Origin of the sequence: Marivirga arenosa, from assembly GCF_030503875.2 — a bacterium.
GTDB classification, from domain to species: domain Bacteria; phylum Bacteroidota; class Bacteroidia; order Cytophagales; family Cyclobacteriaceae; genus Marivirga; species Marivirga arenosa.
Window position 1 is genome coordinate 713720 of the sequence record NZ_CP129968.2, and the last position, 23956, is coordinate 737675.

General features: G+C 34.4%; 25 protein-coding genes. 10 read left to right on the forward strand and 15 right to left on the reverse strand.

Annotated features, from left to right (window positions below; all coding sequences use genetic code 11):
- The first annotated feature begins 26 nt into the window (after positions 1–26).
- Together QYS47_RS03050 and QYS47_RS03055 are read left to right on the forward strand one after the other, a co-directional pair.
- Entirely contained in the window at positions 27–1487 is a 1461-nt protein-coding gene (locus QYS47_RS03050) for a M28 family peptidase (RefSeq protein WP_322347683.1), read from the forward strand.
- Positions 1488–1489: 2 nt separating this feature from the next.
- Positions 1490–1690 (forward strand): hypothetical protein, encoded by a 201-nt coding sequence (locus tag QYS47_RS03055; RefSeq protein WP_302103247.1) that lies wholly within the window; start codon positions 1490–1492, stop codon positions 1688–1690.
- A 43-nt stretch (positions 1691–1733) separates the two neighbouring features.
- Here the strand turns inward: QYS47_RS03055 and QYS47_RS03060 are convergent, their stop codons facing one another.
- The 12 genes from QYS47_RS03060 to QYS47_RS03115 form a co-directional block, all read right to left on the reverse strand.
- Positions 1734–2534, reverse strand: a complete 801-nt coding sequence (locus tag QYS47_RS03060; protein WP_322347684.1) for an inositol monophosphatase family protein — start codon at positions 2532–2534, stop codon at positions 1734–1736.
- The gene (locus QYS47_RS03065) at positions 2534–3703 is read right to left on the reverse strand and encodes a lipoprotein N-acyltransferase Lnb domain-containing protein (protein WP_322347685.1); all 1170 of its coding nucleotides are present in this window, start codon (positions 3701–3703) and stop codon (positions 2534–2536) included. Before QYS47_RS03065 ends, QYS47_RS03060 begins: the two co-directional genes overlap by 1 nt.
- Positions 3700–4383, reverse strand: a complete 684-nt coding sequence (gene rsmI, locus QYS47_RS03070; RefSeq protein WP_302127967.1) for a 16S rRNA (cytidine(1402)-2'-O)-methyltransferase — start codon at positions 4381–4383, stop codon at positions 3700–3702. The genes QYS47_RS03065 and rsmI overlap by 4 nt, the downstream gene beginning before the upstream one ends.
- A 20-nt stretch (positions 4384–4403) precedes the next feature.
- Positions 4404–4634 (reverse strand): 4a-hydroxytetrahydrobiopterin dehydratase, encoded by a 231-nt coding sequence (locus QYS47_RS03075; protein ID WP_302103252.1) that lies wholly within the window; start codon positions 4632–4634, stop codon positions 4404–4406.
- A gap of 58 nt (positions 4635–4692) precedes the next feature.
- Positions 4693–4959 carry a DUF493 domain-containing protein gene (locus QYS47_RS03080; RefSeq protein WP_302127965.1) on the reverse strand — a complete coding sequence of 89 codons (267 nt, stop codon included), beginning with the start codon at positions 4957–4959 and terminating at the stop codon, positions 4693–4695.
- A 74-nt stretch (positions 4960–5033) separates the two neighbouring features.
- A complete protein-coding gene (locus QYS47_RS03085; protein WP_322347686.1) occupies positions 5034–7145 on the reverse strand; it encodes a peptidylprolyl isomerase in 2112 nt (703 codons plus the stop codon).
- A 77-nt stretch (positions 7146–7222) separates the two neighbouring features.
- Positions 7223–8497: a hemolysin family protein gene (locus QYS47_RS03090; protein ID WP_308357825.1), complete on the reverse strand. Its 1275-nt coding sequence runs from the start codon at positions 8495–8497 to the stop codon at positions 7223–7225.
- A 12-nt stretch (positions 8498–8509) separates the two neighbouring features.
- Entirely contained in the window at positions 8510–8719 is a 210-nt protein-coding gene (locus QYS47_RS03095; protein WP_302127962.1) for a hypothetical protein, read from the reverse strand.
- Positions 8716–9348, reverse strand: coding sequence for an LPS export ABC transporter periplasmic protein LptC (lptC, locus tag QYS47_RS03100; protein WP_322347687.1), 633 nt, complete (start codon positions 9346–9348; stop codon positions 8716–8718). The genes QYS47_RS03095 and lptC overlap by 4 nt, the downstream gene beginning before the upstream one ends.
- Before the next feature lie 68 nt (positions 9349–9416).
- Entirely contained in the window at positions 9417–10721 is a 1305-nt protein-coding gene (locus tag QYS47_RS03105) for a tetratricopeptide repeat protein (RefSeq protein WP_322347688.1), read from the reverse strand.
- A gap of 12 nt (positions 10722–10733) precedes the next feature.
- Positions 10734–12029, reverse strand: a complete 1296-nt coding sequence (locus QYS47_RS03110) for a hypothetical protein (RefSeq protein WP_322347689.1) — start codon at positions 12027–12029, stop codon at positions 10734–10736.
- Positions 12016–12732 carry a type III pantothenate kinase gene (locus QYS47_RS03115; RefSeq protein ID WP_322347690.1) on the reverse strand — a complete coding sequence of 239 codons (717 nt, stop codon included), beginning with the start codon at positions 12730–12732 and terminating at the stop codon, positions 12016–12018. The genes QYS47_RS03110 and QYS47_RS03115 overlap by 14 nt, the downstream gene beginning before the upstream one ends.
- A gap of 41 nt (positions 12733–12773) precedes the next feature.
- Here QYS47_RS03115 and QYS47_RS03120 point away from each other — a divergent pair, with 41 nt between their 5' ends.
- From QYS47_RS03120 to QYS47_RS03130, 3 genes are all read left to right on the forward strand, one after another.
- A complete protein-coding gene (locus tag QYS47_RS03120; protein WP_302127955.1) occupies positions 12774–13850 on the forward strand; it encodes an anhydro-N-acetylmuramic acid kinase in 1077 nt (358 codons plus the stop codon).
- An 86-nt stretch (positions 13851–13936) separates the two neighbouring features.
- Positions 13937–15163: a Glu/Leu/Phe/Val dehydrogenase dimerization domain-containing protein gene (locus QYS47_RS03125; protein WP_308357819.1), complete on the forward strand. Its 1227-nt coding sequence runs from the start codon at positions 13937–13939 to the stop codon at positions 15161–15163.
- Positions 15164–15238: 75 nt separating this feature from the next.
- Positions 15239–16744, forward strand: coding sequence for a sodium:proton antiporter (locus tag QYS47_RS03130; RefSeq protein WP_322347691.1), 1506 nt, complete (start codon positions 15239–15241; stop codon positions 16742–16744).
- A gap of 57 nt (positions 16745–16801) precedes the next feature.
- Here the strand turns inward: QYS47_RS03130 and hemE are convergent, their stop codons facing one another.
- Positions 16802–17833, reverse strand: coding sequence for a uroporphyrinogen decarboxylase (gene hemE, locus QYS47_RS03135; protein WP_308357817.1), 1032 nt, complete (start codon positions 17831–17833; stop codon positions 16802–16804).
- Positions 17834–17931: 98 nt separating this feature from the next.
- Between hemE and sdaAA the strand changes: the two genes are divergently transcribed.
- Positions 17932–18834 (forward strand): L-serine ammonia-lyase, iron-sulfur-dependent, subunit alpha, encoded by a 903-nt coding sequence (gene sdaAA, locus QYS47_RS03140; RefSeq protein ID WP_322347692.1) that lies wholly within the window; start codon positions 17932–17934, stop codon positions 18832–18834.
- Positions 18835–18839: 5 nt separating this feature from the next.
- On the opposite strand, the gene QYS47_RS03145 is transcribed toward sdaAA, so the two are convergent.
- Entirely contained in the window at positions 18840–19799 is a 960-nt protein-coding gene (locus QYS47_RS03145; RefSeq protein WP_302128763.1) for a calcium/sodium antiporter, read from the reverse strand.
- Positions 19800–19801: 2 nt separating this feature from the next.
- On the reverse strand, positions 19802–20473 hold the full coding sequence (gene upp, locus QYS47_RS03150; RefSeq protein ID WP_322347693.1) for a uracil phosphoribosyltransferase: 672 nt from the start codon (positions 20471–20473) through the stop codon (positions 19802–19804).
- Positions 20474–20589: 116 nt separating this feature from the next.
- Between upp and QYS47_RS03155 the strand changes: the two genes are divergently transcribed.
- From QYS47_RS03155 to obgE, 4 genes are all read left to right on the forward strand, one after another.
- On the forward strand, positions 20590–21507 hold the full coding sequence (locus tag QYS47_RS03155) for a M20/M25/M40 family metallo-hydrolase (RefSeq protein ID WP_308357815.1): 918 nt from the start codon (positions 20590–20592) through the stop codon (positions 21505–21507).
- Positions 21508–22035, forward strand: a complete 528-nt coding sequence (gene hpt / locus QYS47_RS03160) for a hypoxanthine phosphoribosyltransferase (protein WP_308357814.1) — start codon at positions 21508–21510, stop codon at positions 22033–22035.
- 173 nt (positions 22036–22208) lie between these two features.
- Entirely contained in the window at positions 22209–22787 is a 579-nt protein-coding gene (locus QYS47_RS03165) for an adenylate kinase (RefSeq protein ID WP_322347694.1), read from the forward strand.
- 99 nt (positions 22788–22886) lie between these two features.
- Positions 22887–23879 carry a GTPase ObgE gene (obgE, locus tag QYS47_RS03170; RefSeq protein ID WP_322347695.1) on the forward strand — a complete coding sequence of 331 codons (993 nt, stop codon included), beginning with the start codon at positions 22887–22889 and terminating at the stop codon, positions 23877–23879.
- Positions 23880–23956 lie beyond the last annotated feature (77 nt).

The window sequence follows — 23956 nt, forward strand, 5'->3', positions numbered from 1 at the left end:
AATAAATTTACCTTAAACCCTTAATTATGAAGACATTTTTCTCAAGCTTGTTGATGAGTATCCTTGCTTTTAATATTCTTTCAGCTCAAGTAATGGAGAAGCAAGCAAGAAAGTATGCAAGTACTATAACTGATGCAGATTTAAGAGAACATTTAAGCTTATTAGCTTCTGATTCCTTAGAAGGAAGAGAAACTGGTAAAAAAGGTCAAAAGATGGCTGCCGAGTATATTAAAAATGAGTTTGAATCTTTGGGCCTAAAGGCTCCAGTTGATGGATCTTATTTTCAAAAGTTTAATTTATATCAAACTTACAGAGGAGACTCTGAACTAACTTTTAATGGACAAACCATTAAAAATTTGGACCAAATGGTTTATTGGGCGAATGTTCCATTCGAAAAATCACAAATAGAAATTGTCTATGTAAATAAAGCTCAAGAAGAAGATTTATCAGAAGTTGACGCGGAAGGCAAGTTTTTAGCTTTTAAAGCTGAAGGACAATTCACTCCTGTTCTGCAAACGATCGAAGATTTAGGCGCTAAAGGTGCTATTGTATTCGCAGAAGATAGTAGTAGAATGGGAATGGTGTTGAGATATGGTAGATATTACTCAACTCATGGTTCTCTTTCTAGAAAAAAACCGACTGAAGAAGGTTTAGCTAGTGTAGTTCTGTATCAAGAATTAGCTGAAGATTTATTCGGAAAGCCATTAGAGGAATTAAAAATTGGTGATGAAGCAAAAGCTGAATTATTTGCTGAGATCAATACAGAAACTGTAGAGACTGAGAATGTATTAGGCTACCTTGAAGGCACTGAAAAGAAAGATGAATTAATTATAATTACTGCCCATTATGACCATGTAGGTGTACAAGATGGTAAAGTATATAATGGTGCGGATGATGACGCTTCTGGTACTACTGCTGTTTTAGAAATTGCTGAGGCATTTGTAGAGGCAAAGAAAGATGGTAAAGGGCCTAAAAGAAGCATTCTGTTTATGCCGGTAACAGGTGAGGAAAAAGGCTTGTTAGGTTCAGCTCATTATTCTGAGAACCCTGTTTTCCCATTAGAAAATACGGTAACCAATCTTAATATTGATATGATTGGTCGAGTTGATTCTATCCATAAGGATAATAGAGAATTTGTTTATCTGATTGGATCAAATAGAATCTCAACTGAATTACATGAAGTAAGTGAAATGATTAACGCTAATTATACAAAGCTTGATCTTGATTATACTTACAATGCAGAAGATCATCCTGATAGAATTTATTACAGATCAGATCACTGGAATTTTGCGAAGAATGGTGTTCCAATCATATTCTACTTCAATGGTACTCACCCAGATTATCACCAGCACACTGATACAGTAGATAAAATTGAATTTGATTTGTTAAAGAAAAGAGCGGATTTAGTTTTTTATACTGCTTGGGAAATAGCCAACAGAGAAAATCGTTTATCTATTGATGAAGTAGAGGAAACTGAAGAAGAATAATCATGAAAAAGCTATTAACCTTTGTAACCATTTTAATGATTTCTGCCTGCGGACTAGTCGAAGTTTGTGTAGTCTGTACAGAGCTTAATACAGGAATTGAAGAAGATTATTGTGGATCACCAGATCAAGTTCAAGAATGGGAAGATGATTTAGAGGAAACAGGAAATCAATACGGACAAGATTGGAGCTGTGTAGGTTCTTAAAAATATTAAAAAAGTCAGATAATCTATCTGACTTTTTTAATTTCTATCTGTTTGTTTGCCATCGATTTTGAATCAAACTGATTAGTTCTTTGTAAATATCTGGAGAGCAAGATAATATCTCTCTTCCAAATATAAAATCACTATCTCCATTAAAACGAGAAACCTGCCCCCCGGCTTGTTCAACAATAAAGGCTCCGGCTGCTACATCCCAAGCATTAAGATTATATTCAAAATAACCTTCATATCGACCGCAAGCAACATAGGATAAATCAACTGCAGCACTCCCTAATCTTCGTACTCCGTGACTGTTTTGCATTAAGTATTTTAGAATGGATAAATAGTCATCCATTTTATCAAAATCATAATAGGGGAAACCTGTAGCAATTAAACTTTGGGATAAAGAAGAATTTTTAGAGACTGAAATAGACTTTCCATTTAGACGAGATTGCGAACCTTTAATAGCTTCAAAGCATTCATCTTTATTTATTTCCAATACAATACCAGAAACTATTTCATTATCCTGCTGTAAGGCTACACTTATGGAATATACTGGTAGTCCATGAACAAAATTCGTAGTTCCATCTAATGGATCAATAATCCAATTGTAGGTTTCACCCGTTTTGGTGGAAGTCCCTTCTTCTGCTATGAAACCAGACTCAGGTAAAATTCTTCCCAAACCTTCCACAAGTCTTTTTTCTGCTTCCTTATCTACATAGCTCACGAGATCATTAAATCCCTTATGTTCTACTTTATCAGAATTAAAGTTCTGTGATTCTATCTTGATGAATTCACCAACTTCCTTTATTAATTTAATGGCCTCTTCGTGGATTGTATTTAATTCCATTACACATTCATTTTTTTGGTTCTATACAGTAAGTTGAAAGACTTAAAGGCAAAATATAATACAATTGGTAAAACTGCTGCGTGTAAAGCTTGAGGAAGTGTGTAGAAAAAACCTAATACTAAAAATTGAGCTATTCCGAAAACAGCATAATAGATGGTATGCCATTTTTTTGCAGGTTTTTTAAATAGTAAAAATGCAAATACAATATTCAGTGGAAATGCCCAGATCATGTTCCAGTTATCTACCGTAGCCACATGATCTGATAAAAACCATAAAAAGAAAATTAAGCAACCTATTAAGCCCGTGATAATAAATAAAAGCTTGTTGTACCATATATCACTAGTTTTAGATTTATGATGTCTTACACTTAAGATTATACCGATCAAACAAAGTAGCCATGTTAAATGCTGGGGAAGAATTTGGAAAGATGAGCTTTCCTGTTTTTCGGGAGCTTCATAAATAACTAATTTATCCTTTACTATAGGCTTACCTTCATAGGTAGCTTTGTCGTAATGATACATTAGCATATCAGGAAGAAACATTTCATTCCTTTTATCAGCAATTTGGTCAGTAGGTTGCCCTAAAACCAAATCAATACCGAAATCTTGCCAAGGTTTATCCTCTAAATAAATATCTAAGAATTCCCTGAAAGTGTAGCCTTCAGCTTGTTTATTCCAACTTAATCCAGAGCCTAATACTTCCTCTAATAAGTCTCTAAAACGAGTGGAACAATTGTCGAAGAAGAAATCATATTGATAAAATTTATTTTCAGGCCTAATGTTATTTAGGAGATAATCATAAATCTGATTTTTCTGACTTAAGCTTAAATCTAATTTTTGCTGAATTACTGATCTGTTTTCAGCTTTCGCAGAACGTATTAAATAGGAAATTCTTCCAGCAGAAAGCATATAATTAAGCTTTCCGCGTACAAATTTCATATAGAAACCAGGTGTGTCGAAATCAAAAGTTCCGTAGTTAAACACTACGCTAATTCCTTTAGCTTCATCTTCAACCCAAAGTGCAGAATGGCCAAAGCCAGAATAAAGTTCATCACCTGGCGCTACAGTGATCAAACTAATTTCTGATTCTTCAGATAAACTATTTTGAGCGTAGGTATTTAATGTTGCACTTAAAGAGAGTGCGAAAATCAATAATAATGTCCTCATCATGATTGAGCGTTTAATACTAATACAATTTCACCTTTAGGAGCTGTTTTTTCGAAGTGCTCTATTAAATTGCTTAAGGTATCGGTTAAAGTTTCTTCGTATAATTTTGTGAGTTCTCGTGATACGGAAGCCATTTTTTCCCCTCCTAATACTTCCGCTAATTGTTTAAGAGTTTTTAGCAAACGGTGAGGAGATTCATAGAAAATTATAGTGCGGTCTTCTTCTTTTAATTTTTCTATTCTAGTTTTTCTTCCCTTTTTATGAGGTAGAAAACCTTCGAAGCTAAACCTATCATTTGGGAAACCTGATTTTATCAAGGCTGGTATTAAGGCAGTAGCACCAGGAAGCGATTCTAGCTTTATATCATTATTGAGGGCTTCTCTAGCCAATAAAAAACCCGGATCTGATATTCCGGGTGTACCTGCATCAGAAATCAAAGCCATTTTTTTTCCTGATTTTAAATCATCAATAACACGCTTCAATTTCTGGTGCTCATTATGAATATGAAAGCTTTGCAATGGCTTTTTTATATCATAATGTTTTAACAGCTTTCCTGAAGTTCGAGTGTCTTCTGCTAAAATGATATCAACTTCATTGAGGACCTTTACAGCCCTATACGTCATATCATCTAAATTGCCAATGGGAGTGGGCACTAAGTATAATTGAGTTTCTACTTGCTCCATGCCCAAAATTACAGATTTTATTAAACTAATTTGTCAATTTCTTCAGCTAGCTTTTTATCTTTTTCGGTCACAGTATTGCCTTCATCATGTGTAGTCAATTCAAAACTAACTTTATTATATACATTCGACCAATTAGGGTGATGGCCCATCTTTTCAGCAATAATGGCAACTTTAGCCATGAAGCCGAAAGCTTCAGTAAAATCTTTAAATTCAAATGTTCTTTTTAGCGTATTATTTTCTTCTTTCCACATAATTCTAGTTTTTTATATTATTCTAACCGCTATAAAATTCATTTGTTACGATAAAAGCTTATAATGCTATAACACCTTTCACTTTATTGGTCTCCATATATTTTTCAATGATTTGCTCGGCTGAACCAGCAAGCATTTTAATAGTAAGGCTCACATATTTCCCTTTACTTGAAGGCTTTACTATTACTTCATGATTCTCAAATATTTCTTTTATCTCATCTTGGTTTTCAGCCAAAACGATAAATTTAAACATATATAAGCTTGGCCATTCTGAAACGGCCTCCAACTTTTCTCTGAAAGATTGAATTTCTTTTTCTGTACTCATAACTCACAATCCTTTTTTCTTATTCATAAAAAAAGGGGCTTTTTAGCCCCTTAAAATATTAAGTATTTAATAAATTAATAGAACTTATATCTTAGGTCTACTATATCTGCTTTTTCTTCAATTGCTGATTTGATCTCAAAAGAAACTGCATTAGATCTTCTTTGAGCTAACTGTTCTTTGTAAGTGTTATAATCTGCAATCTCAGGAGCTGGTGTTCTATTTGTAACACTTAAGACTACTATACCATTATTTGCCTCTAAAGGTTTCGATTGCTTGTTTAATTCTATTCCGAAAATAGTACCAATAACCTCTGGCGCTTGTCCTACATTAGGTAAAGAACCTGAAGATATTTTAACATCAGTAGTAGAGAAAACATTGGCATCATCACCATAAGCAGCAGCCATCTCATTTAAAGTTCCTGATAAACCAGATACTTTTTCTTTAATGATATCTGCTTTCATTTTTTGTCTCAATTCTCTTGAAACGATTGCTCTAACAGCGTCAAAATCAGCCTCACCTTTTTCAGTTTCATTAGTTAAAACCGCAACTACGAAATAATTGTCAGTTTCAAAAACTTCTGAAACTTGCCCTACTGAAGCATCAGTGAATGCCCATCTTACGATTGGTCTAGAAGATCCTAAAGTACCAATGGTAGTTTGATTAGGTGACATTTTACCAGAACTTCTAACTCTGTATCCTTCTTTGTTTGCTGAAGCAGTAAATTCAGAGTAATTAACGTTTGATGCAGCAAATAAATCTGCTTGTCTGTATAAATTATCTCTTGTACTTTCTGAAGGAAGGATATCTCTGTAGATAGTCGCTATTTTGTAAGTTTTAGCTGTTTTCTCTTCAGTAACATTAATGATGTGGTAACCATACTGAGTTTTTACAACTCTATTGATAACACCAGTTCCATTTTTAGCAAAAACAGCTGCGTTGAATTCATCAACCATAGCTCCTTCTTTGAACCATCCTAAGTCACCACCTCTAGTAGCAGAAGGGCCATCACTATATTCTTTAGCTAATTCAGCGAAATCTTGTCCGCTTCTAGCTTTTTGTAATACCTCTTGAGCTTCTTGCTTCGCTTTAGCATCAGCCTCATCAGAATCATCCTCAGCTTCAATTAAGATATGGCTAGCCTTCACTGAAGCTACAGTGTCATCATAAATTTTAGAAGTTTTATATAAGATGTAAGCACCATCTTCAATATACGGTCCGATCACATCACCTTCTTTTAAAATATTAGTGTTAGAAGCTAATATTCTTGGAAGTTGAGCAATTGGGTAAGTTCTGAATGAGTTACTTCTATCAGAATTGATTCTTGCATAAGCTGAATCATCTTCAACAGTTTGAAACTCCTTTTTAAGCTCCTCAACTTCTTCTCTGATGTAAGTTGAATCCTCACCAGAAGGTAGTAATTCAAAACCTACATAACTGATAGTTCTAGATGCATCAGTTTCATATTTCTCAATATTATCGTTGAAATATTTTTTTAATTCAGAATCTGAAGGAGACACTAAAGAGTCTTGTACTGAGTAAAAAGGAATATATAAGTATTCAACCTCAGCTGATTCAGTTTGATCCTGGTAAGCTCTTTGTGCTTCAGCTGTTGTAATATAAGTCGAACCAATCATCAACTCATCATATTTCGTTCTTGCTCTAGCAGGAACTAGTGATGATTCAAATGAATACCATTGCGCTTGTTGCTCAGCAGGAGCTTGTGCAATGTTTCTGATGATATTAACAACTTGTTCTTTGTTAAATTCTCCAGTTTCAGGATTTGTAAAGTTTTGTCTTACAATTGGGCTGATGTTATCACCCTGTACCATGTCTACTAATTCCGCATCAGTTACAACAAGACCTAATTCGTCATATTGCTTTTGAAAAGCTTTTTCAACGATTAGATAGTCCCATGCTCTCTGACGAATAGATGACATTTCTTGATCAGAAGGTGCTCTACCATTACCCGCTCTAAAGTTATTTTTGAATTCTTCCACTTTTTGCTGATACTCAGGCAGATTGATGGTTTCACCAGCAATTTCACCAACATCATTTGATCTGCCTCCACCTAATAGCATTGAGTCAGGCCCAAGCAAATCAGTTAGCAAGAAAGCTAAAATGGATAATCCAATTAGGGCGATCAATACCGACCCCATTTTTACTCTTAGTGTATTAAATACTCCCATGTTTGTTTATTTCAAAGAACCGCAAAATAATAGTATAAATGATTAATATCAAAGTGATTCCATTTATTACTTTTTGCTTATTCTGGGTTAATGATGATTAGTTTTACAAGATTAATTCTGTTTTCTTCCATACTTTCGATTATAAATCGAAAAGGAGGGCTGCTAACTTCTTCTTTTAGGATAGGGAAATTCTCTGTAATTGATAAAATAAAGCCACCTAAAGTATCATAGTCACCTTCTGGAATGCCTAATGCATATTTATCATTTATGTAGTCAATTTCTAGGCGGGCACTGAAAATGAAGGTGTTCGCGGATACTTTTTCTTCCACTAGATCTTCGTCATCATGCTCATCTTGTATTTCACCAAAAATTTCTTCAATGATGTCTTCCAAACTTACGATACCCGAAGTTCCACCAAATTCATCCACTACCAATGCTAAGCTTTTGTGTTCCTGGATAAATTGAATCATTAATTCATTTGCTGGCATAGTTTCAGGTACAATAATAATTGGAGTTAGAATCTCCTTTATATCACCTGGTTTTTTGAATAACGCTAAGGAGTGGCAGTATCCAATTACATCGTCAATCGATTCTTTATAAATCAATACTTTTGAATGCCCGCTTTCGGTAAATGCCTCTTTTAATTCTTCAATAGAGTCTTCAATATCAACAGCAACCACCTCAGTTCTAGGAATCATACACTCTCTGACCTTTATGGTTTTAAATTCTAAGGCATTATTAAAAATTTTCTTATCAAGCTCAACTTTACTTTCCTGATGGTCGAGCTGAACAGTATTTTTAACGAAATGATCTAAATCAGTAAGTCCGAATACAGGTTTGTCTTCTTCGTATTTTAATCTTAAAACATATTTTATAAAGATCTTTGATAGGTTTACTATGAAAAATACAATAGGGTAAGTGATGTAGTAAATCAACCATAATGGCAAAGCAAAAAAGGATAATAAGCCATTGGGGTTTAATAAGAATATGCTTTTAGGCGTAAATTCAGCTACAAATAGTACAAAGATTGTAGATATAACAGTTTGAGCTAGAAGAATGAAAACATCATTTTGAAAAAATAGTGGCAGATTGCCTACTAAAAAAGGTTCAATCATTTTAGCCATATAAATACCATATACAACCAATGAAATGGTGTTTCCGATTAAGGTAGTTCCTATAAATGAGGAAGGCCTTTCAATAAATTTCGATAATATTTTACCGGAAATTATTCCTTGCTGGCTCTGTAATTCAATATGCAGTTTATTGGAAGAAATGAAAGCTATTTCAATTCCGGAAAAAAATGCAGAAAAGAGTAATGAAATAATGATGTAAATAAGATAACTGCTCTCCATATTAAATTAGAACTAACCCTCAGTTTTCTTTTTTTGTCTGAGGTATCTTTGTAAAAGTAACAGACTTATGGATAACATAAAAATCCAATAGGAATATTCAAAGCCTACGGTTAAAGATTGATGAATACCAATAACAAAAAGTGCAAAAGCTAATCCCACAATAATGAAATTTGGCTTTGGTCCTTTATTTTCAGTTTCTTGTTTATTTTGCTTTGGACTCATAGATTTTTCTTTTTCGGAAGTGGTTGAGAATCATCTAGCTGTTTATTTGAACTTGCCTCAGTTTTAACTTCTTCTTGATTGTCATTGTCTATCGAATCCGTTTCTTGTTCGTCTAAGTAGATAGTACCACTAGGATTTAAAATACGATAACTTGAGAAATCTTGTTTAGCTCTTAAACCAGTACCGGTTGAAATTTGATCTTCAGACTGAATTCTTACAAACTTTTCAGTATAAATTTCTTCCTTTTGCGGCTCCCAGAATAATTCTTCAGAATTTAACTTTCGAGGCTCAATATACCCTATAACTTCAACGTCTCCTTCTGCTTTATAGATATCAGTCTCTTTTGTATGATAGGCAGAATTTGCTTCAAGAGTTGAGGATAAGGTCCCATCTGGCTCATAAAATTCAATAAAAATATCATTAGGGAATTCTCGGTCCCCATTTTCATAATCATATTGCTTAGAAGCTTTTACAATTACTCTTACTTTAGCAGAATCGGAATATAATATTTCCACTGAGTCAGCTTCCATGATAGGTCCAGAGTATTCTTCAAAGCTTTTATTCTCTTGAAGCCCTGATCCGCAGGCAAAACTCAATAAAATTAATAATAAAATGAAAAAATGTTTCATAGGGCAAAAATAAAAAAAGCGGTCATGATTTAGAATTCAAGACCGCTTTTAATGATTTTATTTATGTATTAGTCTCTGGTTTGAACTTGAACAGTTTCACCTATCCAACATCCAACAGACACTTCTTGTCCAACTGAATAATTATAGTTAAATATATCTTCTTTTGATGGAAATTGCTCTTTGGCAACATTCATTCTATTTGCATCTCCACCCAATTGATACATTTTGTAAGCTGCAATATATACCGCTCTATCTTTCACTACATCCTGTCCACCTTTACAATCAGTGAAACTTTTTAAATAAAGGTCACCGATTAATGTGTAGGCTTCTTTTCTTGAAGGATCAGCATCTAATGCATCATAAGCGTAGCTTCTTGCTTTTGATTTATTACCACTTTTAGAAGCTAAATCTGATAATTCAAGATATACATCAGCTTTTTTGATGTTGTCTTCTGAATATTTCAAAGCCTCTTGGAAGTATTTTTCAGCTTCTTCCATATCACCACTAGCTTTAGATTTTAAAGCAATCATTCTAGATAATCCGAATTCAGGAGTATTTGCTTGAACAATTTTTGCTGCATCAATAAAAGAATCAGAACTGGTACATCCACCTGCTAAGGCAAATTTTACAATTCTCTCAGCATCTTCTAACTGCTTACCATCTTCAACAAACTTAGGATAAAGCTTAGTGTCTATGATGTTACAATCGATAGTGACAGATGCGTTGAATAGTTTTTCAATATAGTCTCTAGCTTTTTGGATTTTTTGCGCGCTCTCACCATCCGCTAACATCTGATCTAAGATATCTTGAACTTGATCATATATTGCAATAATATCCAAGTCAGTAAGATCACCACCAGTTAGCTTATATCTTCTGGCTGCATCCATATAGTATATAGTGTTAGAAGAGAAACTTTTTGCTCCTAACATTTCGATTGCTTCTTTCTCGATTTTGTAAAGCTCTTCGTATTTATCTTTTCTATCTTTCCATACATTATAAGCATCATTCGCTTTTCTGTTGGTAACATTTTCAACATCGTTGAAATACTTCATCCTTAAATCATAAAGTAATACAACAGAATCCTGAATGTTCTTTTGTCTTTGACCCGTTGTGGTTTCAGCTAAGTTCTCATAAACTTTAACTCCCTGAATGTAAATAGAAGGGTTGAGGTCTGGAGTTTCTTTTAATAACCAATCTAAAGGTGCTTTAGCAGCTTCATATTTTTCTGCTGTTAACATATCAGAATAAAGCGCATTTTTCTCCATTGCTTTATTTTTCTTGTCTGGGTCCTCAGGCCAATTCCAACCGTCCTGTCCAAGCATAACTGCTTGCGCACCTATTAAAAATGCTAATGTTAATAGAATTCTTTTCATCTTTCTTAAAATTTAATCAAACTGTCTTCTTAAAAACCATCTATCGTTAAAAGTAAAACTCAAATTTAAATTCAAATAATTCTCTTGAACTAAGTTGTTCAAAAGTGTTCCTCTTTGTCCTACTTCAAACGCTAGATTTACGTTTGAAAGATTGTTTATAGGTAATGAGGAACCAAAAGTTATGCCAAATGAATTAATTGAAGTGTTGTTTATAACTAGCGGACCATTAGAAATGTTAAGACCTGCCCTGTAAGTTACTCTTTCATAATACTTTGTGCCAGATTTCACATCAGGGGTGAACTCACCACCAATTTTTAATTCCATTTGCTCGCCAAAGTTGTTGTCAGCTATACCAAAACTGCTGTAGTCAGACCAATCTTGATAAGAGAAATCAGCTGATATAGCCCATGCTGTTAACTTAATATAGCTTAAACCTACCCCTATTTTTTGAGGTAATACAGTAGTACCTTCAATATCATTTTCTAAAAATGCGTTTTCATTTTCTTCATTCCGTAATGGAACCTCTTGCAGGCTTAATATCTGTAAAAATGTATTTCTATTTGTATTTAAGTTAGCTTGCACATCATAAGTAGCCCCAAATGATAAATAGTTCTCACCAATTTTGGTTCTAAAGTTAGTTCCTAATGTAAATGAGAAATCAGAGAAATTATCGGTGTATTCAGCTGATACTAAATAGGGAACCCTTAAGGTATCACCTTCATTTATGATATCTTGATAAATGGTTCTGTCTGTTAACTTTCCAAAATTATAGTTGGCCTCAGCACCAATCGCAATATTTTTAGTTATGTTCCACCCATTAGCTAGACTCAATTGTGATATTGTACCCTCACCTTTAAATCTTGAAAGGCTTGCTTGAGGATCAGTAATTTGGTTAGAACTATTCCTTTTAATCTCATAGTTTTTGGATGAAAGAGGTCTTAAAGCTACTGAAACTGCATATTTACCTGGTATAATAGGAAAAGCCAATGTAGCATATTTTAATCCACCATTGATTTGGGTAAATCTTGTAGCTTCATCACTTATATTATTTTGAGAGATATTTAATCCAGCTTCAAATGAGGTGAATTGTTGCCCTCCTAATAGTGCTGGGTTTAACACTGGGATAAACCAAGGGCTTTGATATGCAATTCCTGCATTGCCCATTCCATTGTTAGCAACATATCCTTTTTCAGAAACCAGACCCACACCATAAGCCGAATATGGTGAAACCAAATCCTGAGAAAATGATGATGATACAAATATTACGGAAAAAATACTGGCTAATAAACCGGTTTTAAATTGACGCATTATATCTTAAAATTGCATTTAAACCCACTAAAACTAATTCAGGGATTGCAAAGATGGGCTCTTTTAATTTAGTTTCAAAGAATTTTGCATCTCCACCGGTAATTATTGACGTAAGCGGTGAATATTTTCTTTTAACTTCTTGAATGTAAGTGTCTATCTCTGCCTGAATTCCGAAAGCAACTCCACTTTGCATGGCCTCAATAGTATTGTCGGCTATGAAGTTGAAATTGCTTTCAGGCTTTACCAACGGTAAACGTGCTGTAAAATTATGCATACTCTGAAATCTCATGAATAATCCTGGCGAAATAGCACCTCCGTAATATTTTTTTCCATTTTCCAGAACTTCATAGGTTATGCAAGTACCTAAGTCGATTACTATAATATTATGATCAGGATACAATGCTTGAGCACCAGCAACTGCTGCAATTCTATCTAAACCAATGGTTTCGGATTTATATAGATTTTCAAAAGGTAAAGCCGTTATATAATCAAGTAAAATAGGGTTTTGATTGATTTCAATTTCATTCAAAATTTCTTCATATGAGATTCTTACACTTGAAATGATGACATTTTCTAGCGAATAAGTTTTTATAAAAGTTTTAACATCTGACAGTTGATCAAAAATTTTAACTTCTTTTAACTTCTCTTCATTAAAAAAACCTAACTTGATTTTAGTATTACCTACGTCAATGACTAAGTTCATAAATTCGTTTTTCAGTTCTAAAATTAATTAAAATTACTCAAATGCATACTTATAAAGTGGTTGGCTTAATGTCTGGAACTTCTCTTGATGGATTGGATATTGCTTTTTGTCAATTTGATATTTCTGATGCTGGCAAATGGAACTGGTCAATAATTGATTGTGAAACTGTAGGTTATCCTATTGAACTTAAAAATAAATTAAAAAATTCAATCGAAATGTCAGCTTTAGATCTACATTATTTAGATGTTGAATTAGGGAAATATTTCGGTGATACTGTTCATAGCTTTATAAATAGAAATAATCATCAGGTTGACTTTATTGCTTCTCATGGTCATACTGTTTTTCATGACCCAGCAAATGACCTAACAGTTCAAATTGGGAATGCGAATTTTCTACATAGCATTACTAAACTTCCTGTTATTTCTGATTTTAGAACATTAGATATTGCAAATGGCGGGCAAGGGGCGCCACTAGTACCTATAGGAGACCAATTATTATTTTCAGATTATGAAATTTGTATCAATTTAGGTGGGATAGCGAATTTATCCTTTGAAGATTCGAATGGTGATAGAATTGCCTATGATATATGCATTTGTAATATTTTACTGAACCGCTTAGCTCAGTTAAAAAACTTAGAATTTGATAAGGACGGTGCTCTAGCTCAAAAAGGTGAATTAAAAAAGACTCTTTTGAACCAATGGAATAGTTTTAGTTTTCTGAATCAGAAGCCACCAAAAAGCCTAGGCATTGAGCAGTTGGAACCAGAGATTTTAAGTAAAATCGACTCGAATCGGTATTCAATTGAGGATATGTTAGCAACTGCAGTTGAACATATTGCTTTTCAGATTAGCAAATCTGTTAAACAAAGTAAGAAAGAAGGGGCTATTCTTTTTACCGGAGGTGGGGCTTTTAATCAATATCTAATCAAAAGTTTAACTGAAAAATTGGGGAGTGAATATAGAATCGAATTGACCACTACTGAAATCAAAAATTATAAGGAAGCATTGATTTTTGCATTTTTAGGAGTTTTAAATGTGAGAAATGAATACAATACTTTTTCCTCAGTTACCGGTGCTCACATTAATAGTATATCTGGTCAAAAGCTAGGCCGTTTTTGAAATTAATTTTTGTAGTTTTGGCCTTTTAGATACTCAGATGAATAATTTCATCTTATTTTTTACGGAACGACTAAAATTGAAAAAATATGAAAGAACTCTTAGAGAAATTTGAGAATAAACGACCTGAAGTAGTATTTGAATGGAAAGATTCTGAAACTGAAGCAGAGGGTTGGGTTGTAATCAATTCACTTAGAGGTGGTGCTGCCGGAGGAGGAACAAGAATGCGTCCTGGACTGGATAAACATGAGGTGGAATCATTAGCCAAAACTATGGAAGTGAAATTTACTGTTTCAGGTCCAGAAATAGGTGGTGCAAAATCAGGTATCAATTTTGACCCATCTGACCCGCGTAAAAAAGGAGTATTAGAAAGATGGTATAAAGCAGTTTATCCATTATTAAAAAATTACTACGGTACAGGGGGTGATTTGAATGTTGATGAAATTCATGAAGTAATTCCAATCACAGAGGAATATGGTTTGTGGCACCCTCAAGAAGGGGTTGTAAATGGTCATTACAACGCTACTGAACCCGAAAAAATAAAGAAGTTAGGTCAGTTGAGACAAGGAGTAATCAAGGTGATTGAAGCACCTAATTATAGTCCTGATATCAAAAGAAAATACACCGTAGCCGATATGGTAACGGGTTTTGGTGTTGCAAAATCAGTTGAGCACTATTATAATATTTGGGGAGGTAAACTTCATAAGAAAAGAGCAGTTATTCAAGGTTGGGGTAATGTTGGAGCTTCTGCAGCTTATTTCTTAGCACAAGCTGGAGTTAAAATTGTAGGTATAATTGATCGAAATGGTGGATTAATTAATCAAGATGGATTCACACTTGAAGAGTTAACCGATTTATTTATTAATCGAAATGGAAATGAACTAATATCTGAGGATATTATTCCATTTGATGAGATCAATAAAAAGATTTGGTCGCTTGAAGCAGAAGTTTTTATTCCTGCAGCAGCTTCTCGTTTGATAAGTAAAGAGCAAGTGGAGGAGATGATTGCTTCGAAATTAGAAGTAATTGCAGCTGGGGCTAATGTTCCATTTGCAGACAAAGAAATTTTCTTTGGTCCTATTGCAGAGTTTACCGATAGTAAAGTGGCTGTAATTCCTGATTTTATAGCGAATTGTGGTATGGCTCGAGTATTTGCATATTTAATGACTGCAGACGCTGAAATTACAGATGAGGCAATATTTGAGGATACTTCCAGAACAATTGAGAAAGCTCTCCGTAAAACCTTTGAGGCAAGTAACTCAAGCGTTAATATTTCAAAAACTTCATTTGAAATAGCATTAAGTCAGCTAATTTAATACATTATTAATCTTTCCAGCTAAGCTTTTTAGTTGGAAACTTCCTAAATTGAGGATTCTTGAAAAATCATTTGCATGAGAACATCGAAATTTTCTATTTCAGCAATATTTTTAATTCTATTTTTCACGGTATTATTTGTTCCAAATACCACAATCGCTTCTGAAAATAATTCAAAAGCAGCAGTTGAGGTACAAAGCCAAGATCATGATGAGCAAGAAAATCATTCTGAAAATGTAGAAAATGAAGAAGGCGAACATCATTCAGCTCCAGCATGGACGGTTATTCCATTTGTGTTATTGCTATTAATGATTGCTACAGGACCCTTATTTTACGAACATTTTTGGCATAAAAATTATCCTAAAATTGCCGTTCTTTTAGCCGTTTTGGTAGTGAGTTATTATTTATTTATTCTTCATAATTATCACAGTCCTGTTCATGCTGCATTTGAATATTTTCAATTCATATCCTTATTAGCATCACTTTACATTGCATCTGGTGGAATTGTAATCAAAGTAAATAAGAAGTCAACCCCAATTGTGAATATTGTTATGCTGCTAATTGGTGCTGTGGTAGCTAATTTAATTGGAACTACCGGTGCTTCTATGTTGCTTGTAAGACCGTTCATTAGGTTGAATAAAAATAGAATTAAAGCTTACCATATTATTTTCTTTATCTTCATGGTAAGTAATATAGGTGGTTCTTTAACTCCAATTGGTGACCCACCACTTTTCTTAGGGTTCTTAAAAGGAGTGCCATTTTTCTGGACTTTAGAGCATAACTGGCCAGCTTGGGTATTTGCATTATCTATTCTTGCTATAGCATTTTATTTCCTTGATAAAAGGAATAAATCAGGTCAGGATGAAGATGAGGCAGAAGTATTCGATAATAAAATTACCATTAACGGGAAAAGAAACTTTATTTGGTTAGCAGTAATTATTGTTTCTGTATTTATTGATCCTAATGTATTTTCCTGGGTGCCGGGTATTACTTATGAAGGGCAGGAATTTTCTTATATAAGAGAAGTGATTATGCTGAGCGTAACATATCTATCTTATAAATTCGCCAAAGATAAAGTCCATGATTTAAACGAATTTAGCTTTGAACCTATCAGAGAAGTCGCATTCATATTCATCGGAATATTTGGAACGATGATGCCTGCGTTAGATTTGGTAGGCAATTTTGCTAAGTCAGAAGCTGGTGCTTCTTTAATTACGCATAACACGCTTTATTGGGGTACAGGATTACTTTCTGGCTTCTTGGATAACGCTCCAACATATTTAAACTTTCTAGCAGCAGCAATGGCCTCTCAAGGAGGAAGTATTTCTGTATTAGCAGAGGTTACTCAATTTGCAAATGGTGGAGTTTATTATGATTCTGTAATGGATTTAACTGCTATTTCAATAGCTGCGGTATTCTTTGGAGCTATGACCTATATTGGAAATGGACCCAACTTTATGGTGAAGTCAATAGCAGAACAAGTGGGTATCAAAATGCCATCTTTCTTTGGCTATATCATCAGATATTCAATCCCTTTCCTACTACCATTATTACTATTAGTCTGGTTGTTATTCATCAGATAATTAAAAAGGCGAGAAAAATTATTTCTCGCCTTTTTAATTTATTGAACTCGTCAAGTTTTATTTAACCCCAAATTCTTTCACTGCTTCTATGAAGTATTTCACATGATCTGGATTAATATCAGGATAAACGCCATGACCTAAGTTGGCAATATGCCTTCCTTCGCCAAATTGGGAAAGCATATTTTTAGTATGCTTTCTGATCGTTTCTTTATCAGCATAAAGCACACAAGGATCAAGATTTCCTTGTAGAGTTCGATCATCTCCAACAATTTTTCTTACTTCAATAGGGCTCATAGTCCAATCGAGTCCAATAGTATTATAATCTAATTGGCTTAAATCAGCAAATGCAGCGTGTGCATCTTTAGCGAAAATAGTTTTAGGAACATTTTGTATTTCATCTGCTATTCTTTTTAAATAAGGAATGGCAAATTCCTGATATTGAGCGTGAGAAAGTATGCCTGCCCAGCTATCAAAAACCTGAACTAAATCTGCTCCACTAGAAATTTGTGCTTTTAAATAAGCTATCGTGCTATCGGTGATTTTATCTAATAATTGATGAGAAAGTTCTGGCTCTGTGTAAAGCATAGCCTTAGCCTTAGAGAATGTTTTGCTTCCACCCCCTTCCACCATATAAGCGAAAATTGTCCATGGTGCACCAGCAAAACCAATTAAGGGAACTCTTCCATTTAAATCATTCTTTGTTATTTCTATAGCTTTTGTAACGTAAGAAAGACTTTCTTCTACATTGGCAACTCTTAATTTTTCAACATCACTTTTAGATTTGATGGTGTCAGGGAAATGAGGTCCTCTTTTCTCCACCATTTCATATGGTAAGCCCATGGCTTCAGGTATAACTAAAATATCAGAAAAAATAATAGCTGCATCAACTCCTAATAGATCAACGGGTTGAATGGTTACTTCAGCCGCTAACTCTGGAGTTTGCGCCAATTCAATAAAACCACTTACACTTGCTCTAACTTTTCTATATTCTGGAAGAATTCTACCAGCCTGGCGCATTAGCCAAACAGGTGTTCTTTCTACCTTTTCGCCTTTGGCTGCTCTTAATAGCAGATCATTTTTTAATTCCATGCTGCAAATATACATTCATATTATGCTTCTGAATTATAATATTGCTAAACTTTTCTTTTTCTTTGCCGATATATTCAAAAGGCTAAAACAATACTGTCATGTCAATACTTTTTAGTGAATTTAAGGAATGGAAAGAATACTGTGAGAAGAAGGGTACGAAGCTTTACGAACCAGTGTTGGAATATGAAAAAGATCAGAAGGGGAAAGATGAAGATTTCGTTTGGGAAAACTTACAAACGGCCTATGATGTAATGAAGGATGCTGTTAAAACGGGCTTGGAAGAAGATATGCATTCACGATCCGGAATGATAAATAATGGAGCTAAAAAAGTATATCATAACCCAATAACAGTATTAGATCCTAATTTTCAAAAACTTATATCTAGAGCTCTAGCAGCAAAAGAAGTGAATTCCTGTATGGGCCGGGTTGTTGCTGCTCCAACTGCAGGAGCTAGTGGTATTTTGCCAGGCACAATGTTTACTTTGCAAGAAATTCACGGTTTAGATGATCGGAAAATATTAGAAGGCTTATTAGTAGGGGCTGGGATTGCGTTAATAATTGAGCAAAAAGCTTCTTTGGCAGGAGCTGTTGGTGGATGTCAGGCTGAAACAGGTAGTGCTGCTGCGATGGCGTCTGGAGCTATAGTGTATTGTTTAGGAGGAGATATCGATCAAGTTTTTAATGCGGTAGCGATTACAATACAGTGCATGCTAGGGTTGGTTTGTGATCCAGTTGCAGGTTTAGTTGAAGTTCCTTGTGTGGTCAGAAATGCTAGTGCTGCTGCAATTGCAAATTCTTCTGCACAAATTGCTTTATCCAATGTAAGTGGTGTAATTCCAGTTGATGAATGTGTTGATGCTTTAGGAGAAGTAGGGCAAAGCATGGAAACGAAATATAAAGAAACAGCTATGGGAGGTTTAGCTGCCACATTAACAGGACAGAGCATTTCTAAAAAAGTATTGATTCAGGATATTGAAATGCTGCCAGATGAAGAAAATTAATTGATTCAGGATATTACATTAATCGTATAATAAATATATATCCCTAATAAAATTAAACCTTCATAACGGTCTACAATTTTATTTATAGCCATAAACGGTAGAATGAGTAATGTGATACCCAACATCCAAATGATATCAGAATTCAGTATTATCTCACTTACTTGAATTTCTGATATCAAACTGGTGATACCTAATATGGATAAGATATTAAATATATTTGACCCCATTAGGTTGCCTAATGCCATATCAGTTTCCTTTTTAAAAGCAGCTACTACTGAGGTAACAAGCTCAGGTAAACTAGTTCCTAAAGCTACTACTGTTATTCCCACTATTCGCTCACTAATACCCATGAAAAGAGCTAAATCTTTCGCACTATTTACAAACCAATCAGATCCAAAATATAAGCCTGCTCCACCAATTAAGATTAGGCTTCCGTCTTTAATGATATTCTTTCTAGTAGCAGGACTTTTCGGTGTTTCTATCTCTAATCCAAGATCTTCTGGGTTAATATGATTTTTTCGTGATCTGCGAATGATAAAAAACAAATACAATGCAAGGAGTAATACAAAGCCTAGACCTTCATAATCATCAACATATCCTTCTTGAACTAAAAAGTAAAGTAACAATGAACAGCCCATTGTCATGGGCCAGTCAATTTTAATAGTGTCACTATTTACAGGAATGGGTGCAATAAGTGAGGTGATTCCTAAGACGAGGGCAATATTGCAGATATTTGATCCTATAACATTTCCCATCGTAATGTCTGGGCTCCCTGCTATTGCTGCTTGTATACTTATCAATAATTCTGGTGCGGATGTACCAAAAGCTACAATTGTAATCCCCACTACTAAAGGAGACATTTTTAGCCTTAAGGCAATTCTTGAAGCACCACGAACTAATAATTCTCCACCGAGGATTAATACCGCTAAGCCAACAAATAATAATATAGTATTGCTGAGAGGCATCGCTAATGAGTGTTTTTAGGACCAAAACTTAAATCTCCAGCATCACCTAATCCAGGTAGGATGTACGACTTTTCATTCAATTCCCTGTCTAGTGAACCTAAATAGATTTCATAATTGCCATCTAGATGGTCATCTATGTATTGAATACCTTCTGGTGTACCAATTGCAGAAGCAATAATTATTTTCTCAGGAGAACCGTTTTTTCTAATATGATGAACAGCTTTTAACATCGATCTTCCTGTTGCTAACATGGGATCAGCTAAAACTACAAACCTTCCGTTTACAGGAGGAAGTGCTTCGTAACCCATCTCTATTTCAAACTCATCACTATTTATATGTTTTCTAAAAGCACCTATGAATCCCGAATCGGAATGATCAAATACATTTAAAAACCCTTGGTGAAAAGGCAATCCAGCTCTTAAAACGCTGATAATAACAGGAAAATCATGCATTAATGAAACTGAGGTAGTTTCAAGAGGAGTTTGGATTTCTTTTTGCTGATAATATAAAGATTTAGAAATTTCATAAGCTAAGATCTCAGCTAGCCTTTCTAAATTTCTCCTAAATCTATAGCGGTCTTTTTGAATGTCGATTTCTCTCAATTCGGCTATGAAGTGGTTCGCAATGCTATTTTCTTTATCTAAAATATACATTAGTGGAATTAAGGTTGACATTAAAAGCTGTCAAAACCTAAATATAATTTTATTTTTTAAGAAAAAAATTAAAAAAATGAAATATCCAGTTCCGAATTTTATTTCTACTATTAAAAGATTTTAACTTTGCAGCACTTATGGATTATAATTTACTTAAAGAACTCTGCAGTATTCACGCTCCTTCTGGAGAAGAATACACAATGAAAAATTATCTGCTTCAATACATAAAAAAGAACCAAGCGAATTGGAAAGTACAACCTAAGCTGTATCATGGTGAAGAATTTCAGGATTGCTTAATATTAGTATTTGGTGAGCCGAGGACTGCAGTTTTTGCCCATATGGATTCTATTGGGTTTACGGTTAGGTATGAAAATCAATTGGTTCCTATTGGGGGGCCAGATGCTAAAACAGGATATAGGTTAAAAGGTGAAGATTCACTAGGGCCTATTGCTTGTGAGTTGGAGGTCAATAAAGAGAATCAGACATTCTACAAATTTGGAAGAGGGATTGACAGAGGAGCTAGTTTAACTTTTGAATGTGATTTTAGAGAGTCTGATGAATACATACAATCATGCTATTTAGATAATCGACTTGGTGTATTCAACTGTCTACAATTGGCAGAAACTTTGGAAGATGGAATGATTATTTTTTCTACCTATGAAGAGCATGGAGGTGGTTCTGTTCCATTCCTTGCCAAATTTATGGTAGAGAAATATGGCGTTTATCAAGCATTAATTTCTGACATAACATGGGTAACGGAAGGTGTAAAACATGCTGAAGGCGTTGCTATTTCGATGCGTGATAAAAGTGTTCCAAGGCAATCGTTCATTCAAATGATTCAAAACCTAGCAGAAAATTCAAACATACCCTATCAGTTAGAAGTTGAGGCAAGTGGCTCAAGCGATGGAGGGTATCTGCAAGAAACACCCTATCCTATTGACTGGTGCTTTATTGGTGCTCCTGAAGATAATGTGCATTCACCGGATGAGAAAGTTCATAAAAAGGACATCCAATCAATGGTGGAAATGTATAAATATTTAATGAGTGAATTATAAATGGTGAAGATTTTAGATAAAGAATTCATTCCATTCATCTCTGCTGATGAAATCAGTAAAAGAATCAGTGAATTAGCAGGTGAAATCAATAATTACTATCAGGATAAAGAGCCTTTGGTAGTTAGCGTTTTGAATGGTTCATTTATTTTTACTGCAGATTTAATTAGATCAATGGATATTCCAGTTGAACTTACTTTTATAAGAGTAGCTTCTTATGAAGCTTTAAAAACCACTGGTAAGGTTAGAGAAATATTAGGCCTTAAGGAAAATGTTTTTGGACGAGATTTACTGATACTAGAGGATATAGTGGATACAGGAAATACTTTAGAACATTTACTCGATGCTTTTAAGGATTTAGGAACAAAATCCATTAAAGTAGCTAGCTTACTTCATAAACCAGATGCTCAAGAAAAAGGGAATAAACCAGATTTTGTTGGTTTTGAAATTCCTAATAAGTTTGTTGTAGGATATGGGCTAGATTATGAAGGAAAAGGTAGAGAACTAAAAGAGATTTATCAATTGGCATGATAAAGCTTATGTATAAGTTGGTAACATTTATTACCTATAGGCTTGATTTAAACTATTAGCTTCAAATTCAATAAAACACCTATGGAGGTTCCAATATTCTCTACAAAGAGGAGCCTTTATTGGCAATTTTAATCATAAAACTTTTATATTTGATTTTCTTATAAATTACAATCATGTTAAATATTATACTATTTGGACCTCCTGGTGCAGGTAAAGGTACCCAAAGTGAAAAAATAATCGACAAATATAAATTAACACACATTGCAACCGGTGACTTATTCCGTAAGCATTTGGGAGAAGGGACTGACTTAGGAAAGTTAGCTCAAAAGTATATGGACGAAGGTAATTTGGTGCCTGATGAGGTGGTGATTGGAATGGTAGATGAGAAAATAAAAGAAACTCAAGCCTCAAGTGATGGCTATATTTTCGATGGTTTTCCAAGAACTGTACCTCAAGCAAAAGCATTAGATACTCTTTTAGAAGAAAAGGGAGAAAAAATTGCGGGAATGATTGCTTTAGATGTTCCTGAAGAAGAATTGAAAAAAAGAATTCAAGAAAGAGGTAAAACATCAGGAAGAGCTGATGATCAAGATATAACTAAAATTGAAAATAGAATAAAGGTTTATCTTGCGGAAACTTTACCTGTTGCAAATTACTACGATGCTGAAGGAAAGTATGTAAAGATTCATGGTGTGGGTAGCATCGAGGAGATTTTTAATAATATTTCAACTGAAATTGATAAATTGAAGTAGTTGATTTCAGTCTCGAAAAGAGCCGACTCATTCAAAATGGGTCGGCTTTTTTATTTACTGCCGAATTTAACCTAAATTTGCGCCTTAAAAATTAGTCCAATGGCCAATCCAAACTTTATTGATTATGTGAAATTCTGCTCTCGCTCAGGAAAAGGTGGTGCAGGTGCTGTTTCTATGCGTAGAGAGAAACACGTTCCAAAAGGTGGGCCAGATGGAGGAAATGGTGGCCGAGGAGGAAATATTATTCTTAGAGGTAACACTCAATTATGGACATTACTCCATTTGAAATATAAGAAACATGTGATTGCAGATGCTGGGGCACCTGGAGCAGGAGCAAGAAGTTCTGGTGCTGATGGCAAAGATGTGATCTTAGAAGTTCCCTTAGGGACTATAGCTAAAGATGCTGAGACAGGTGAAGTAAGATTTGAAATCACTGAAGAGGGAGAGGAAAAGATTTTGACCCAAGGAGGAAGAGGAGGATTAGGTAATGCTAATTTTAAAACGTCTACCAACCAGACACCACGCTATGCCCAACCTGGTGAAGATGGTATTGAAGAATGGATTATTCTTGAATTAAAGCTATTAGCAGATGTTGGTTTAGTGGGATTTCCTAATGCTGGTAAAAGCACCTTGCTTTCTGTAGTTTCTGCTGCAAAGCCAGAAATTGCTGATTATGCTTTCACAACCCTAACTCCAAATTTAGGGGTAATTCCTTACCGAGATCATAAGTCATTTGTTATGGCGGACATCCCTGGAATAATTGAGGGTGCCGCGGCAGGTAAAGGATTAGGGACTCGATTTTTAAGACATATCGAAAGAAATTCTATACTACTTTTTATGATTCCTGCAGATAGTAAGGATGTAAAGAAAGAGTATGAAATACTAATAAATGAGCTAAAAGAATATAATCCTGAGCTGCTGGATAAGAATAGACTTTTAGCGATTACAAAAGCTGATTTATTGGATGAAGAGCTAATGGAAGAGCTTAAAGTAGAAATTCCTAAAGAGCTTCCTTATGTTTTTATTTCTTCATTAACACAATTTAATATTGATCAGCTGAAAGATATGATTTGGAAGGCTTTAACCGCCTAATGTCATCTTGTCAGCTAATCTTGGCTTGGCAAAATCCTTGTTAAATATTGCTTAAAATAAGTTTAATAACATCATAC